General features: G+C 73.9%; 12 protein-coding genes. 2 read left to right on the top strand and 10 right to left on the bottom strand.

The features are described 5' to 3' along the window. On the top strand, positions 1–748 hold a 748-nt coding region (locus FMEAI12_RS02515; RefSeq protein ID WP_146776607.1), incomplete at its 5' end, for an ATP-binding cassette domain-containing protein. Between the two features lie 8 nt (positions 749–756). Here the strand turns inward: FMEAI12_RS02515 and FMEAI12_RS02510 are convergent. Next, entirely contained in the window at positions 757–2391 is a 1635-nt protein-coding gene (locus tag FMEAI12_RS02510; RefSeq protein ID WP_235013620.1) for an ABC transporter ATP-binding protein/permease, read from the bottom strand. 447 nt (positions 2392–2838) lie between these two features. Between FMEAI12_RS02510 and FMEAI12_RS02500 the strand changes: the two genes are divergently transcribed. Beyond that, positions 2839–3483 (top strand): DsbA family protein, encoded by a 645-nt coding sequence (locus tag FMEAI12_RS02500; protein WP_235013619.1) that lies wholly within the window; start codon positions 2839–2841, stop codon positions 3481–3483. Here FMEAI12_RS02500 and nhaA read toward each other — a convergent pair. The 9 genes from nhaA to FMEAI12_RS02455 form a co-directional block, all read right to left on the bottom strand. Continuing rightward, positions 3427–4824 (bottom strand): Na+/H+ antiporter NhaA, encoded by a 1398-nt coding sequence (nhaA, locus tag FMEAI12_RS02495; protein ID WP_112104833.1) that lies wholly within the window; start codon positions 4822–4824, stop codon positions 3427–3429. The two genes, FMEAI12_RS02500 and nhaA, sit on opposite strands and share 57 nt — an antisense overlap. Before the next feature lie 171 nt (positions 4825–4995). Continuing rightward, positions 4996–5766, bottom strand: a complete 771-nt coding sequence (locus tag FMEAI12_RS02490) for a class I SAM-dependent methyltransferase (RefSeq protein ID WP_071063670.1) — start codon at positions 5764–5766, stop codon at positions 4996–4998. Positions 5767–6141: 375 nt separating this feature from the next. Continuing rightward, positions 6142–6819 carry an NADPH-dependent FMN reductase gene (locus FMEAI12_RS02485; protein WP_198541322.1) on the bottom strand — a complete coding sequence of 226 codons (678 nt, stop codon included), beginning with the start codon at positions 6817–6819 and terminating at the stop codon, positions 6142–6144. Between the two features lie 100 nt (positions 6820–6919). Further along, positions 6920–7408 carry an FHA domain-containing protein gene (locus FMEAI12_RS02480; protein WP_235013618.1) on the bottom strand — a complete coding sequence of 163 codons (489 nt, stop codon included), beginning with the start codon at positions 7406–7408 and terminating at the stop codon, positions 6920–6922. A gap of 137 nt (positions 7409–7545) precedes the next feature. Then, positions 7546–8850, bottom strand: a complete 1305-nt coding sequence (locus FMEAI12_RS02475; protein ID WP_112104832.1) for a VWA domain-containing protein — start codon at positions 8848–8850, stop codon at positions 7546–7548. After that, positions 8850–9971 (bottom strand): protein phosphatase 2C domain-containing protein, encoded by a 1122-nt coding sequence (locus tag FMEAI12_RS02470; protein ID WP_112104831.1) that lies wholly within the window; start codon positions 9969–9971, stop codon positions 8850–8852. Before FMEAI12_RS02470 ends, FMEAI12_RS02475 begins: the two co-directional genes overlap by 1 nt. Next, positions 9968–12274, bottom strand: coding sequence for a serine/threonine-protein kinase (locus tag FMEAI12_RS02465; protein ID WP_112104836.1), 2307 nt, complete (start codon positions 12272–12274; stop codon positions 9968–9970). The genes FMEAI12_RS02470 and FMEAI12_RS02465 overlap by 4 nt, the downstream gene beginning before the upstream one ends. Next, entirely contained in the window at positions 12271–13683 is a 1413-nt protein-coding gene (locus FMEAI12_RS02460; protein ID WP_112104830.1) for a hypothetical protein, read from the bottom strand. Before FMEAI12_RS02460 ends, FMEAI12_RS02465 begins: the two co-directional genes overlap by 4 nt. A 5-nt stretch (positions 13684–13688) precedes the next feature. Continuing rightward, positions 13689–14639, bottom strand: coding sequence for a glutamate ABC transporter substrate-binding protein (locus FMEAI12_RS02455; protein WP_235013617.1), 951 nt, complete (start codon positions 14637–14639; stop codon positions 13689–13691). Between the last annotated feature and the right edge of the window lie 172 nt (positions 14640–14811).

The raw sequence follows: 14811 nt of genomic DNA, 5'->3' as shown, positions 1-14811 counted from the left end.
CGTAGGGGCGGACCAGACGCCGGCGCTGGAGTTCCGCGGCGTCTGGTTCTCCTACGTCGAGCGGCCCGTCCTGCGGGGACTGTCGTTCACCGTGCCGGCGCGGGGCCAGGTCGCGCTGGTCGGGCCGTCCGGGGCCGGCAAGTCGACGGTGCTGGGCCTGATCGAGCGGTTCTACGAGCCGGACGCGGGGGAGATCCTCGTCCACGGCGTGCCGCTGGGCTGCTCCGAACGGGCCCAGACCCGGCGGCAGGTCAACCTCGTGGAGCAGGACGCCCCGGTGCTCAGCGGCTCGCTGCGCGACAACCTCGCCTACGCCTGCCCGGACGCCACCGACGCCGAGATCGCCGAGGTTGTCGACATCGCCCGGCTCACCGCGGTCGTCCGCCGCCTGCCCGCCGGCCTCGACACCGACGTCGGGGACCACGGGGTGCTGCTCTCCGGCGGGGAGCGCCAGCGCGTCGCCGTGGCCCGCGCGCTGCTGGCCCGGCCCACCCTGCTGCTGCTCGACGAGCCGACGTCCCAGATGGACGCGGTCAACGAGCACGCGCTGACCCGGGTGATGGCGGACATCGCCGCCCGCCGGGCGCTGCTGGTCATCGCGCACCGCATCTCGACGGTCCGGGCGTCGGATCTGATCGTCGTGCTCGACGAGGGCAGCGTGGTCGCCACCGGCCGGCACGAGGAGCTGCTGCGCACCTCACCGGACTACGCCCGCCTCGCCGCCGTCGGCCTGGACCGCACGGCCTGACGGGCGGTTCACGGGCCCTGCCGGCGCAGCGTCGCCGCGGCCAGGGCCAGGGCGACCAGCGTGCACGCGGCGATGACGAGGGCATCCCGGACGACCAGCGCCGGCACCCCGGGGGAGGCGCCGATCCGGGTCAGCGCGTCCACGACGTAGGTCATCGGGAGCAGGAAGCTCACCGTGGCGAGGACGGGATGCAGCTGGCTCTGCGCCACGAGGATGCCGCACAGCAGGAACTGGGGGAGCAGGACCGGTGGCAGGAACTGCACCGCCTGGAACTCGGAGTTCGCGAAGGCGCTGGTGAGCAGGCCGAGCGCGGTGCCGAACAGGGCGGCGAGCACGGCGAGCAGGCCGAGCACCGGCAGCGGCCCGGCGATGTGCAGGTCCAGCAGGACGACGGCCGTCGTGGTCGTGACGACGGCCTGCGCGACGGCGAGCAGCCCGAACGCGATGCCGTACCCGGCGAGCAGGTCGCCGCGGCCGATCGGCGTGGTCATCAGGCGCTCCAGCGTCCCGGACCGCCGTTCCCGCAGCATGGCGACCGAGGTTAGAAAAAACATCGTCATCAGCGGAAAGACGCCGAGCAAGCCCGTCCCGGCCCGGTCGAAGGCGGTGGGGCTGTTCGCGAAGATGGCCTGCAGCAGCCCCAGCAGCGTGGGTGGGAGTACGAGGACGAGCAGGACGGTGCGCCGGTCGCGGCGCATCTGGCGGATCACCCGCAGCGCGGTGCTGCTGGTGCGCGCGAGGTTCAGCGGCTGGCGCGTGTTCCTGCCACGGGCCTCCGGCGTGCCGCGGGTTCGGGGCACGCCGAGGGCCGAGGGCGCGTCGCTCGCCCGGGAAGCGCCGACAAGCCGGGGGCTGTCCCGCGGGGGAGGCGCGTCGCCGCGTACCGGGGAGTCGGCGCAGGCCGGCGCGGACGACTCCACCAGGCACAGGAACGCGTGGTCGAGGTCGCCGGCCCCGGTCAGGGCGAGCAGGTCGGCGGGCTTCTCGTCCGCGATCAGCCGGCCCTCGCGCAGCAGCAGGAGGCGGTCACAGCGGGCCGCCTCGTCCATCACGTGTGAGCTGACGAGCAGGGTCAGGCCGCGGTCGGCCATCCGGTGGAACTCGTCCCACAGCTCGCGGCGCAGCACCGGGTCGAGGCCGACGGTCGGCTCGTCCAGGACGAGCAGCTCGTGCCCGCCGATGATCGCGGCGGCCAGCGACACCCGGGAGCGCTGGCCGCCGGAGAGCTGGCCGACCGGTGTGCGGCCCTCGGTCGCCAGGCCGACCCCGGATGCGGCGCGCTCGGCCCGGCGGATGATCTCGGCTGGGCTGAGGACCCGGTCCGCGGAGAGCGCTGCGAAATAACGCAGGTTCTCGTCGACGGTGAGATCGTCGTAGACGGAGGCGGTCTGGGTGGCGTAGCCAACCCGCCGCCGGAGCTCGATCTCGCACGCGTCGAGGCCGAGTACCCGTAGCTCTCCGCTCACTCCGCGCTGGATGCCGACGACCGCCCGCATCAGCGTGGTTTTTCCGCATCCGCTCGGGCCGATGACTCCGGTGACCGATCCGCGGGGAACCTCGAACGACAGGCCGTGCACGATTTCCCGCCCGCCGTGGCCAGCATGGCCGCCCCAGCTCGTCCCACGTCGTATGTGGAGGTCCACCGCCCGGACCGCCAGATCGTCGTCGGCCTTTGAAACACGTCGTTCCGACGTTCTCGGCTCGGCCACGGGCGTCAGCCTAACGGCATCGCGAGGTCGCCGTCGCTCGCTACAATGACCGTATGGGTGAGGTTCGCGAGAATGCTGTAGTTAACAACGATGCTGTAGTTAACAAGAATACTGTGGTTGGCGGGAATTCTGTGGTTGGCAAGAACGCTGTGGTCCGAGAGAATTCTGTGGTTGGCGGGAATGCTGTGACTCGTGAAGGGGTGCCGAATTCGTGAAGGGTCGCCAATTGAAGAAAACGTGGAAGTTCCTGAAGGAATGGTAGACGAAGAAGATGCGGGAGTTCGCGTGGATGTGTCCGCTCAAGCGGGTGGTGCGTTTCGCGAGAATTCGGTGAATGGCGCGGGGTCCGATGGGGATCCGGGTGCGACCGGTGTCTGCGACGTGCCGTCGGGGCCGGGTGTCGGCCCACGGGCCGACGCCCGCAAGGCGCACGGGCGAGCTGGGAAGCAGAGCCGGTGCGTCTCGACCGATCCCGGGCGCCACTCCCGGGGTGAGCCGGGCGCGCCGGTGGTGATCGTCGAGTACGGCGACTTCGAGTGCCCCTACTGTGCCCGTGCGGCCGCCATCCTGCACGAGCTGGTCGACTCCTCTGACGGCCAGGTCCGGCAGGTGTTCCGGCACTTCCCGGTCTTCGACATCCATCCCTACGCACTCACCGCCGCGCTGGCGGCCGAGGTCGCCGGGGCGCACGGCCGGTTCTGGGAGATGCACGACCTGCTGTTCACGAACCAGGACAAGCTGGCCGACAAGTACCTCATGGCCTTCGCCCGGTCCCTGGGGATCGAGACCGACCTCGTCGTCGGCGACCCGGCCCAGCCCTACGGCGACGCCGTCGAGGCCGACTACGCCGGCGGCGCCGAGCTGCGGGTGCAGGGCACCCCGACGATCTTCATCGACGGGGTGCGGTACCGCGGCCGGCTCGAGCTCGGGCCGTTGCGGACGGCCGTCGCCCGCACGGGTTCCGGCCGGTCAGCGGATGACCGGGATGACGGCCGGCGTCGGCGAGTGCCATGGGCGCGGCGGTAGCGCCGGGATCGCCTCGTCGGAGCCCGGCGAGCACAACGACCAGCGTTCCCCGACATAGCGCAGCACGAACGTGCCCAGCACCGCGGCGGCGAAGGAGCCGACCAGAATCCCGATCTTGGCCTGCTCGGCGAGGGCCTCGTCGGTGAACGCCAGCTCGGTGACGAACAGCGAGATGGTGAACCCGATTCCGGCGAGGACGGCCGCGCCCACCAGGTGGCCGTAGCGGACACCGCCGGGCAGCGCGCCGAGCCCGGTGCGCATGGCGACCAGCGAGGTCGCCGTGATCCCGATCCCGTTGCCGACCAGGAGCGCGACCGCGACCCCGATCGTGACCGGGGAGGTGGACGCGTCCGCGAGGGTGTGGCTGTCGAGGTGCACGCCCGCGTTGGCCAGGCCGAAGATCGGCACGATCAGGTACGCGCTGAGCGGGTGCAGGGTGTACTGCAGCCGTTCGCTGGTGGAGACGGTGGACTTGGCCGCGGAGACGGCCAGCGCGGCCCGCGAGGCCGTGGAGTCCTCCCGTAGTGCCCGGACGTAGATCGGCACCTCGTCGATCTGCTCGCGGCGCGGCGGCGCGGACGGCAGGACCAGCCCGATGATCACGCCGGCGAGCGTCCCGTGCACCCCCGACGAGTAGATCGCCACCCAGAGAACGAGCGCGGCCACCACGTACGGCGGCAGCCGCCAGACACCCATCCAGCGCATGACCCCGATCACGACCAGGACGGCGGCCGCGGCGCCGAGCCAGACCGCGTCCACCTGGTCGGTGTAGAAGATCGCCACGACGGCGATCGCGCCGATGTCGTCGACGATGGCCAGCGTCAGCAGGAACAGCCGCAACCGGTCGGGGCAGCGCGGCCCGAACAGGGCGAGAATGCCGACGACGAAGGCGGTGTCGGTCGACATCGGGATGCCCCAGCCGTCTGCGGCGGGCCCGGAGGAGTTGAACAGGAAGTAGATCAGCGCCGGCAGTGTGAGACCGCCGACCGCGGCGAGCGCGGGCACGGCGACCGTCCGGCGGTCCCGCAGTTCCCCGGTGGTGAACTCGCGGTTGATCTCCAGCCCGACGACCGCGAAGAAGATCGCCATCGCGCCGTCGTTGACCCAGTGGTGCAGGGTCATCGACAGCGCCGCGTCCCCCACCCCGAGGGTGGCGGTGGTCTCCCAGAGGTCGTGGTAACTGTCCGCGACGGGGCTGTTCGCCCAGATCAGCGCCGCCGTCGCGGCGATGACGAGCAGGACGGCGCCACCCGCCTCCGTCGCGAGGAACTCGCGGACGGACGGCGCGACCTGGGGCAGCCGGACCCGCAGCTCCGGCCCCGGCCTGGTCGGAACGGTCATGCGGCCGGGATTTCTGCGCTCGGGATCGGTGGGGTCGGGCTCATCGTGTGCGTCGATCCTCCTCGAGGTGAAATCGTGCGTGCCTCCGCACGTCATCCTCGTGCCTGGCGCCGGCCTGGGCGCCCGGACCGGGTGACCCGTTCGTGGGCCGCCCCGGGCCCCGGCGGTCGGTCAGACCCGGCGGACCTTCCAGATGCACTCCGAGGGCCACCGGCGCGCCCACGCCTCCTCGGCGTTGTCGCGGTGGGTGGCGTCCGCGCCGGTCTCGGGCCTCGGCTCGACGAGGTCCTCGACGACGAACCCGCTCTCGCGGAACAGCCTGATCCAGGCCCCGTACGGCAGGTTCGCGCTGACCAGGCCGTCGGTGTCGGAGATGAGGCGCAGGCCGAAGTAGTCACCGACGAGCCGGTCGCCGGCGGCCTCGGCGCCGTCCGGGATGCTGATCTCGTAGATCGGGCTCACGTGACCGAAGGCGAGCAGCCCGCCGGGGCGCAGGATCCGGGCCGCCTCGGGGATCGCCCGGTAGGGATCGGCGAACGAGAAGGCGCCGTGATCGGCGAAGACGATGTCGAACGACCCGGCCGCGAACGGCACCTCCTCCGCGCTGGCCTGCACGAGCGGGAATTCGAGCCCGGTCTCGCGCTGGAGCCGGCGGCTGTGGTGCAGCTGGCGCTCGGAGAGGTCGAGCCCCACCGGATGCGCGCCGCGGCGGGCGAGCGCGGTCGACCACTGGCTCCCGCCGCAGCCCATCTCCAGCACGTCGAGTCCGACGACGTGGCCGAGGACGTTCAGCCGCGACTCGGGGATGCCCCACACCCCCCAGGTGATGTCGCCGGTGAACGCCTGCCCGCGGATCTGGGGGGCGTTGAACCGCTGGTAGTCGTCGGAGATCTCGTTCCACCGGGTGCGATTGTTCCGCACGTGGGTGTCGTCGCCGATCATCCGTTCGTCCGCTCCTCGTTGAACGTCGCCGCCATTGCACGTCGTGGCCACCACGCGCCGTGGCGCGATGGTGGTCGGGCGCGGGGATGCCGTGGTGGGCGCCGGTGCCGGGTTCCCGCGTCATAGCCTGACGTGGGCGTCTGCCGCGCACGCGGCAGACGCGGCATCCGCCGGGCCCCGTGACTGTACGAGACGCGACAGAAGGGGTACACGGGGGGTGCGGCGGGCGAACCGCGCAGATCGGCTCCCGGGGCCGGGTCGTGGGGCCGGGTCGTGGGAGGGCGAATCACGACGACGGAACGGTTCGAGGTGGGACGGGAGATCGCCGCGTCGCCGGCGGGCGCGGTCACCGGATCCGGGGCCCCGGTCACCCGGTCAACGCTGGTACGGGTGGGTGCGCCGCTTGTCGCGCAGGGCGGACCCCCACCAGCAGAGCTGGTCCAGCAGCGCTGTCGCCGCGCCGTCCACCGGGCCGGGGTCGAGCGGCTCGCCGTCGGCACCGAACCGGCTCCAGGCGTTGTGGAAGCTGACCGTGTCGCGGATCGTGACCGCGTGCAGCTCGGCGAAGACGACCCGCAACGCCTCGACGGCGCGCAGCCCGCCGGACATCCCGCCGTAGGCGACGAACGCGACGGGCTTGGCGTGCCACTGCGGGCCGAGTGCGTCGACGGCGGTCTTGAGCGGTCCGGGGAAGCTGTGGTTGTACTCCGGGGTGACGATCACGACCGCGTCGGCGGCGCCGACGCGGTCCGCGAAGGACTCCCAGGTCATCGGGTCGACAGCGGCCGTGTCGACAACGGCGGTGTTCGCGCCGCCGATCCCGGCGATCCCGGCGAGGTCGACGACGTCCACGGTGACGTCGGGGCGCTGCCCGGCCCGGCGGGCGAACCACCCGGCCACGACCGGGCCGAACCGGCCGGCGCGGACGCTCGCGAGCACGACCGCGACCCGCAGCGGTGTGATGTCCGGCGTGTGCTCGGCGGCACTCGGTGGTGTGTCCGCGGGCCCGGCTTCAGCCGCCGCGCGCTGGTTGGAGATCGTCAGATCGCTCATGACGGCCAGACTAAAGGTTAAACCTAACTTCAGGTCAAGGTATGGGTGCGGGACGTGGCAGGGCCTGGACGGTCGGTGGAGTCCGGGGATGGACGGGCGTTCAGCGTGGTCTGACGGTCACCCGGGTCCAGGCGCCGACGAAGACGTGGTCGCCCTCGCGCACGAGCGCCGAGTCGTCCACACCCACCCTGGCCAGGTGGGCCGCGTCCGGGCCGAGCCAGGTCCCGTTCGCCGAGCGGAGGTCGGTCACCGTGACCGTCCCGTCGGCGTGCCGCTCAAGCAGTGCGTGCGAGCGGGACACGCCAGGATCCATGGGAGGCAGCGAGAGATCGAGCTCCGGTGCCCGGCCTCGGGAGCGGCTGCGCCGTCCGATGACCGCCCGTGGGGCCGTCATCCGGATCAGCCGGCCGGCCGCGTCGGTGGGGAAGACCGCGCCGTCGTTCTCCCCGCGGTCGAAGTAGGCGCGGTCGGGAGCGATCTCGACCGCCCACGCGGTGCCCGCCGATCCGGTGCCCGCCGAACCGTTGGACGCCCACCCGTCGGTCGCCTCCGGAGCGGCGCGCGTCGCCGCGCGGCCCAGTGGGACCACGCCGACCGCCCGGGGGCCTGTCCCGGTGACGGCGTTGTGACCGCACGCGCGGCAGACGGGCTCGGTCACCGGCATGGGGAACCCGCACCCGGCGCACGGGGCGTCCGCGCTGACCTGGCCCGGGGGGTGCGGCGAGCTCACCGCCGGGCGGGCACGGTGACGGTCGAGCCCGCGTCCAGGTCCATCTCGTCGAGGGTGTCGACCTGGGGACGCAGCCGTACCGCTCCGGTGGCCGCGTCGTCGATGTCGACGACCTTCGCCAGCCGTTCGAGGGTCGCGCCGTCGTCGGCGGCGGCCGCGATCCGCGCGGCCCTGCCGAGCAGGGTGACCGCGCTGACCTCGTCCCCGTCGCGGCGTGCCGCGAGCCCGCCCTGCACGGCGCGCGCCAGCTCCGTCTGGCCGGTGTAGTGCGCGACGACCTCGTCGATGCGGGTCGACAGCTCGTCATCCTCGGACCACGCGGCGAGCACCGCCGTCCGGGAGAGCTCGTCCTCGCCGGCGATCACGCTGACGCGGGCGGCGAGCCGTTCGTTCCCCACCGGCGCCGGGGGGACGTCGACGCACAGGTGGTACTCCCGTGTCCCGGTGGCCCAGGCGCCCGTCGGATGGTCGCGGGTGAGCGGATTGACCTCGACGGCCCGCGCGGTGAGGTCCTCGAGCTCGGGCGACACCTGGCGCAGGAACCGGATCGTCGCCCCCTTGGGCGTCCACACCCGCAGGCCGACCCGGTCGATCCCGCGGGCCTGTGCCCGCTCGATCAGCGAGCGGAAGTCCTCCACCATCTCCGCCGGCTCGCGCAGCAGGGCGACGCCGCCCAGCAGGGTGGAGGCGACGCGGCGCAGCTCCGCCACCTTCCAGTCGGCACCGACGCCGCGGCAGTCGCACTGGAACCGGCCCTCACACGCGGCCAGCGCGGCGGCGAAGACGGCCTCGCTCTCGCCGTTCTGGCCGTCGGTCAGCAGGATCGCGTGGTGGATGGCGTCCGGGCGGGTGGCCATCAGGTCGCGGGCGAGCAGCAGCCACCGGCCCATGGCGGTGCCGCCGTGGGGCCGCAGCCGTTTCACCGCGGCCTTCGCGGCCTCGCGGGTCCGCGGCGACGCCTCGACGAGCTCCTGGCGCGTCGGGTACACCATTTCGGCCTGCCCGGTGCCCGCCACCACGGCGAACGCGACACCGTCGTGCAGCGTGTCGACGGCGGCCTGGGCCGCCCGGCGGGCTTCGATGATTTTCGAGTGGGGGTAGTCCATCGACCCCGAGCAGTCCAGCAGGATGACCTCGGCGGCGCCCGCCGTGGCGGCGGCCCCGGCCGTCCCGGGGGCGTCGGGGCCGTCGGGAGTACCAGGGCGGACGTCGTGCGCGGTGACGGTGATGACGGCGTGCACCTCGCCCGACCCCTCGGGCAGGTACTTGTTCTGGCTGACCTCGAGACTGAAGTCCACCATCAGGTTCTCCCTGGAATGTCGATGACGATCGCGGTCACGTTGTCGGAGCCGCCCCCGCGCAGCGCCACCTCGACCAGGTGCCGCGCGACGTCGATCGCCGGCGCGCCGGGCCCGAGCGCGTCGACGTGGCCGGCGAGCGTCTCCGCCGCGGAGGCGTAGTTCCACAGGCCGTCGCTGCACAGCACGATCCGTCCCGCGCTCGGCAGCGCGACGGCGCGGATCCGGGGAATGGCGGAGGCGCTCCCGACTCCCAGCCAGCGCGTGATCGTATGGGCGTCGCGTCCGCGTTCGGCCAGCTCAGGGGCCAGCCGGCCGGCCCGCACGGCCTCGGCGGCGACGGTGTCGTCCTCGGTGAGCCGGCGTGCGCCGGAGCTGTCGACCAGGTACGCGCGGCTGTCGCCGAGCCATCCGACGACCAGCGTCGCGTCCACGACGACGGTGCCCACGAACGTGCACGCGGGGGAGAGGCCGAGCCCGGCCGCCCCCGCGACGGCCGCGTTCTGAGCCGCCCGCGCGGCGTCACGCAGGGCGGCCGCCATCTCGCCGGCCGTGTCCCGCTCCGCTTCGGGTGTCGCCGCCCCGCCTGCCCGCCCGCCACCGAGGTAGGCCTGCTGCGGTGCGAGGCCGGGGCCCGGCCCGCCCGCCGGCACCGGAACGGCCCGGGACCGCCAGGCCTCGACCCGGTCGGTCAGCAGAGCCGTCGCGGCCGCGGCAGCGGCCGCGGCAGCCGGACCGGAGCCCCGCGCACTCGACACCCCGTCGCAGACGACGCCGACCGCGCCGAGGCCGACCGCGCCGACGCTGCTGTCGGCGGCCAACGCCACGCCCATTCCGTCCTCGTTCGAGTGGTGGACGAGGCCGCGGTCGGACACACCGGCGGCGGCGCCGAGGTCGGTCTCGTACCGGTCGACGTCGGCAACGAGTACGGCGTGCATGGCGGCGGCGGTACGCGAAGCGGGCCCGGTCCCGGAGGCGGCCGTCGCGGTCAGGGCCGCGCCGCACCGCTCGCAGTACCGGTCCCCGGCGAGCGGCGTCGCGGCGCACCGCGGGCAGGCGGGCGGCGTCGTGACCGGGGTCTGCTCCTCGGGGCGGGGCAGCGGCCCCGCCGGGCGCCCGCTCACCGTCGCGTCCTCGGGCGCACGGCGTTCGCGAGATCCACCAGGTCGTAGCGCTCCTGCGCGCTCCGCGCCAGGGTGGCCAGCTCCCGGTAGGCGCGCTCCAGCCCGAAGCGCAGGTCGTCCTCGCGTAGGCGGGTGCCGGCGACCTCGACGTCCGGGTCGGGTGGCGTGTCTCCCGCGAGGAGCAGGTCCAGCGCGCAGCGCAGCAGGTCCCGGGTGAGTGCCACCCGGCGCCGCCGGTCGACGTCCAGGCCAGCGAGGATGCCCGACGCGGCGACCAGGTCGGCGGGCCGCGGCACACCGGCCGCCGTCCTGGTCCCGCGGACGAGCGCGGTCCGGATCCGGGCCTCCTGATACGCCGCCGACGAGGGCGGAACCCGCTCGTAGGCGGCGACCGCGCCGGCGCGGTCATTCGCCGCGACCCGCACCCGGGCGAGGCCGAACGCGGCGCTGGTGAATCCGTCGTCCGTCCGCGAGACCAGGTCGAACAGCGTGGCGGCCCGGGCCTGGTCGCCGGCCGCCTCGGCCGTGACGGCCAGCGCCAGCTTGGGCGCGAGCTCCCCGGGCACCTGCGCGTACACGTCGGTGAACGCCGCGGCCGCCGCGGCGGTGTCGCCATCGCCGTCGCCGCCGTCGAGCGCGAGCAGCCCCCGGTACCAGCGGACCCGCCACTCGAACGGATCCTCGGCCTCGACCTCGTCGAGCACGGCCGCGGCGGCGGCGGTGTCCCCGTTCTCGAGGTGGGCGCGGGCCAGCCGGAGCCGGACCTCGACCGTCGCCGGGCTGATGGCCGCCAGCAGCGTGGCGAGCTGCGCGGGCGAACTGTCGGGCAGCGCCGCGAGGGTGCCCGCGGCCGGATCCTCCGGGTCGACGCGCAGCCGTGGCAGGCTCGCCCACCGCGGCCTGACGACCGACCCGTCGGCGTCCTCCCCGGTCAGGTGGACGTCCCCGGTGAACCGCCGGCTCGGCGCGGGCACGGGTGCGCCCCGTTCCGCGGCGAGGATCTCGCGCAGCACGCCGAGCAGCTCGTCGCGCATCTCGTCGGCGGAGACGAACCTGTCCTCGGGCAGCCAGGCCGTGGCCCGGCGCAGGAACAGGTCGAGCGACTCGTGGCGCGCCAGGACCTCGTGCGTCGACGCCGGCGGGAGACTGTGGACGTAGGTGGTCGTGTTCCCGCGGAAGTTCAGGATCAGCGTGGCCAGCGTCCGCCCGACCGTGTACAGGTCGGAGGCGACGGTGGGCGTCTCGGTCTCGACCTCCGGGGCCGAGTAGCCGCGGGTCCGGTAGGACGCGCCGCTCTCGTCGTCGAGCCGGCGGACCGCCCCCAGGTCGATCAGCCGCAGGCTCTCGCGGCCGAGCATGACGTTGTCCGGCTTGAAGTCGCAGAACACCAGGCCGTTGCGGTGCAGGTAGGCGAACGCCGGCAGCACGGCCAGGATGTAGGCGATCGCCTGGGTGACCGGCAGTGGGTCGGGACGCCCCCCCTCCGCCCGGCGCTGCCGCAGGACCTCGCGCAGCGACGTCCCGCCGACGTACTCCATGACGATGTAGCCGGTACCCGCGTGCCTGACGAACGTGTGGATGCGCACGATCGCCGGGTCGTCCACCGCGGAGAGGAAGCGGCGCTCGGCGATCGCGGCGGCCTGGGCGTCCGGGTCATCCTTGTCGAGCAGGCCCTTGAGCACGACCCAGAAGTTGTCCGCGACCTCACGGTTGCGGGCGAGGTAGACCCAGCCCTGCCCGCCGTGCGCCAGCGCGCCCGCGATCTCGTAGGAACCCACCCGGTCACCGGCGCGCAGCGCCGGGACGAACGAGAACTGGTGCCCGCACGTGACACAGAAGCCCTCGACGGCAGCCGGCCGGCCGTCGCGGGCCCGCCCGACCTCGGCCCCGCAGGCCGAGCACACCCGCCGGTGCTCCGGAACACACGGGTCGGTGAGCAGCAGCGACTCCGGATCGGGGGTCGGCATGTCCGGGACGTCCACCAGCCCCTCCCCGAGCCGGCTCTGGGGACGACGGGCCCGGCCCGGGCGGCGACGCCGGCGCGGTGTCCCGCCCGCCGTCAAACTCCACGACGCGGATCCGCCAGCCGACCCGCTCCCGTCCGACCCGCTCCCGTCCGACCCGCTCGTGCCCGACCCGCTCGTGCCCGACCCGCTCGTGCCCGACCCGCTCGGGTCGGGATGGGGCGGTGGCCCCGGATCAGGCTCGGGTGGCCGGTACGCCAGCCCGGTCATGTTGCAGTACCCGTCCTCGATGATTCCGTCGCAGTCGGGTTCCGGGCAGGCGATGCCGTCGACCGTCACCAGCGTTCCTCCGTCCACGCGGCATGGCCGCCCCCGTCACCAACCTGCCGCGCCGCCGACACCGCCGACACCCCCGCGACCTCGCCCGGCGCGGACACTGAAGCTGCCACCGGCGCGGACGCCGGTGCCGGTGCCGGTGGCGGGGGCGGGATGTTCAGCAGGGCGTCGCCAAATGCCGTGACCAGGGCTTGTGCCGCGTCCAGATCAACCGGGACGGTGCGCAGCGCGGTCGCGGCGCGTTCGTACAGCTCGCCGATATGAGGCGACTCGAGCTGGCCGAGCCGGCCGGCTTTCGCGCGCAGCGCGCCCAGCAGGCCGCGCAGCTCGTCCCGACGGCGCAGCGGCGCCGAGTTCGTCGTGACGGTCTCCTCCGCCGCGGCGAGCGTCTCCCGCGCGACCCGGTGCCAGGCGCCCAGGCCGTGGGCGACCAGCCGCCACTCACCCGCGGCACCGGCCGCCACCAGCCGGTCCAGCCATGGCCGCAGCCCGCTGCGCGGGCCGTCGAACCATCCGTCACCCAGCCGCACCAGGCCGGTCGGGTCGCCGGTGAGGCGTTCCACCACAGTGCGGGCGGCGCGTTCACCCTCCTGCGCGACCGACACGATCCGGTGCAGCATGTCCTCGGCCGCGGCGAGCTCCGCGTCCAGCCCGTCGAAAGTTCGGCGTAGGACGGCGACCAGCTCACCTACCTGGGCGGCCGCGGCGATGGTGGGCCCGAGGTCGTCCGGTGTGGTCTCCAGCGGGTTGGCCGTCACCGCCGCTGCCGCGGCGCCCATCGCCGCGCGCGCGGCGACCAGCTCCGGCAGGTCGGGTATCGCGAGGCGTGCGCAGACGGCGTCGGTCTCCGCGAGCCCACGCGCCGCGTCGACAAGAATCCGGTGATGCGCGGCCCGGGCCGCCGTCACCGCCGCCAACTCGGCACGGACCGCCTCGGCGATCTCCCGGGTGCCGGCGAGGAGGCGCCCGGCCGCGCCAGCCGGCAGGTTGCCGGCCGCACTCCGCGGGAGCCTGTCGGTCGCACCGGCCGGCAGCTGTCCAGGGGCAGATCCCAGCTCCCTGGGCAGCGGCGCGGATAACTCCCCGGGCGGCGGTGTGGGCGGGTGCGACGGCGGCTCGCGCAGGAACGCGTCGACCCGCGCCGCCTGCCGGGCGCCGATCCGGGAATCCGGCAGGCCGCGCAAAGCCTCGACCCGGCCGAGCACCTCGCTGACGGCGCGATGGCGGTCCCACAGCCATCCCAGCCCGGCCCGGGCCACCGCGGCGCGGGCGGCGGTCCGCCCGCGCAGCCGCGTGACGTCGCCGAGCACCTGTTCCGCGGTCGCGTCGAGCTCGAGCAGGCTCGTCGACAGCGCCGCCGTCTCCGACCGGAGAAGCGCCAGGGCGTCGTCCACGTCGCGTCGCGAGGCCATCCGGATCAGTCCCGGTAGACAGGGGCCGGCGGCGGGGGCGGCTGGCGGACGTCGCCCAGCCATCGTCGGTGGATCGCCGTCCAGGTTCCGTCACGGTCCGCCCGCTCCAGCATGCCATTCACGAAGCGGGTGAGGTCCGGCGCGTCCCTGGCGACGGCGATGCCCATGGCCACGTCGAAGGCGCCGACACCGACGATGCGGGTCTCCGGGTCCTGCTTGACCATCCCGACCAGGACGGCCTCGTCGTTCACGATCGCCTCGACCGTTCCCGCCTGCAGCGCGACCAGGCAGTCGGCCGGGCTGGCAAGCTGGACGGGGATCGGCCGCGACGGCGCGTCGACAACCTGCTGCAGCGAGGTGGTGCCGGCCGCCGCGCACACCCGCCGGCCGCCGAGGTCCGCGAGGCCCTGGTAGGGCGCGTCCTCCAGCACCAGCACGGCTTTGGCCGTCCGGTAGTAGGGCGCGGAGAAGTCGACCTCGTCCGCGCGCTCGCAGGTGATGGTCAGCGTTGCGGCGACCAGGTCGAGGGTGCCGTCGCGGACGAGAGCGACCCGGTCGGCGCCGGTCACCGCCCGGAACCGGACATGGCCGTCCGCGCCGAACAGCGCCCGGCCCACCAGCAGGGCCAGGTCGACGTCGAACCCCTCGAACTCCCCGGTGTCCGGGTGACGCGACCCGAACGGCGGCGTGTCGGGACGGACCCCCGCCGTGAGGTAGCCGCGGTCGACGATCTCGCGCAGGGTGGGGCCGTCCGGCTGGCCGGGCGGGGGGAGCGTGACCGGCGGGCGCAGGCTGGCGGTGCGGTCACCGCACCCCGGGGACGCGGTGGAGCGTGCCGGCAGCGGCGACTGCCGGGTGACAGCGGCCGGAAGGGGGTCGCCGACCGCCGGCAGCGCGCTCGTCACGGTGCCGCAGGCCGCGGTGGTGCCGAGCAGCGGTACGGCGGCGAAGATCATCGCTCTGAACGTGGTGCTCAGCGTGATCCTCGATGTTATCCGCCGGCTTCGGCGGCCTGGCCTGCGTCCGACCCTCCGCATGATCGCTGATGCTAGATCGTCGGTACTCCTCCGATCGTGACTTGTCGTGTTCTCGTCACCCGATCTCATTTCCGGCACACAACGCCCCACC

The organism is Parafrankia sp. Ea1.12, from assembly GCF_900465275.1.
Classification (GTDB): Bacteria; Actinomycetota; Actinomycetes; order Frankiales; family Frankiaceae; genus Parafrankia; species Parafrankia soli.
The sequence above is the reverse complement of the archived record's forward strand: the minus strand, read 5'-3'. Positions and strand labels throughout refer to the sequence as shown.

Coding starts and splice junctions, on each gene's coding strand:
- FMEAI12_RS02475 (WP_112104832.1), bottom strand. CDS start 8,850: ATGGTGGACTTCAGTCTCGAGGTCAGCCAGAACAAGTACCTGCCCGAG.
- FMEAI12_RS02485 (WP_198541322.1), bottom strand. CDS start 6,819: ATGAGCGATCTGACGATCTCCAACCAGCGCGCGGCGGCTGAAGCCGGG.
- nhaA (WP_112104833.1), bottom strand. CDS start 4,824: ATGACCGTTCCGACCAGGCCGGGGCCGGAGCTGCGGGTCCGGCTGCCC.
- FMEAI12_RS02460 (WP_112104830.1), bottom strand. CDS start 13,683: ATGGCCTCGCGACGCGACGTGGACGACGCCCTGGCGCTTCTCCGGTCG.
- FMEAI12_RS02490 (WP_071063670.1), bottom strand. CDS start 5,766: ATGATCGGCGACGACACCCACGTGCGGAACAATCGCACCCGGTGGAAC.
- FMEAI12_RS02455 (WP_235013617.1), bottom strand. CDS start 14,639: ATGATCTTCGCCGCCGTACCGCTGCTCGGCACCACCGCGGCCTGCGGC.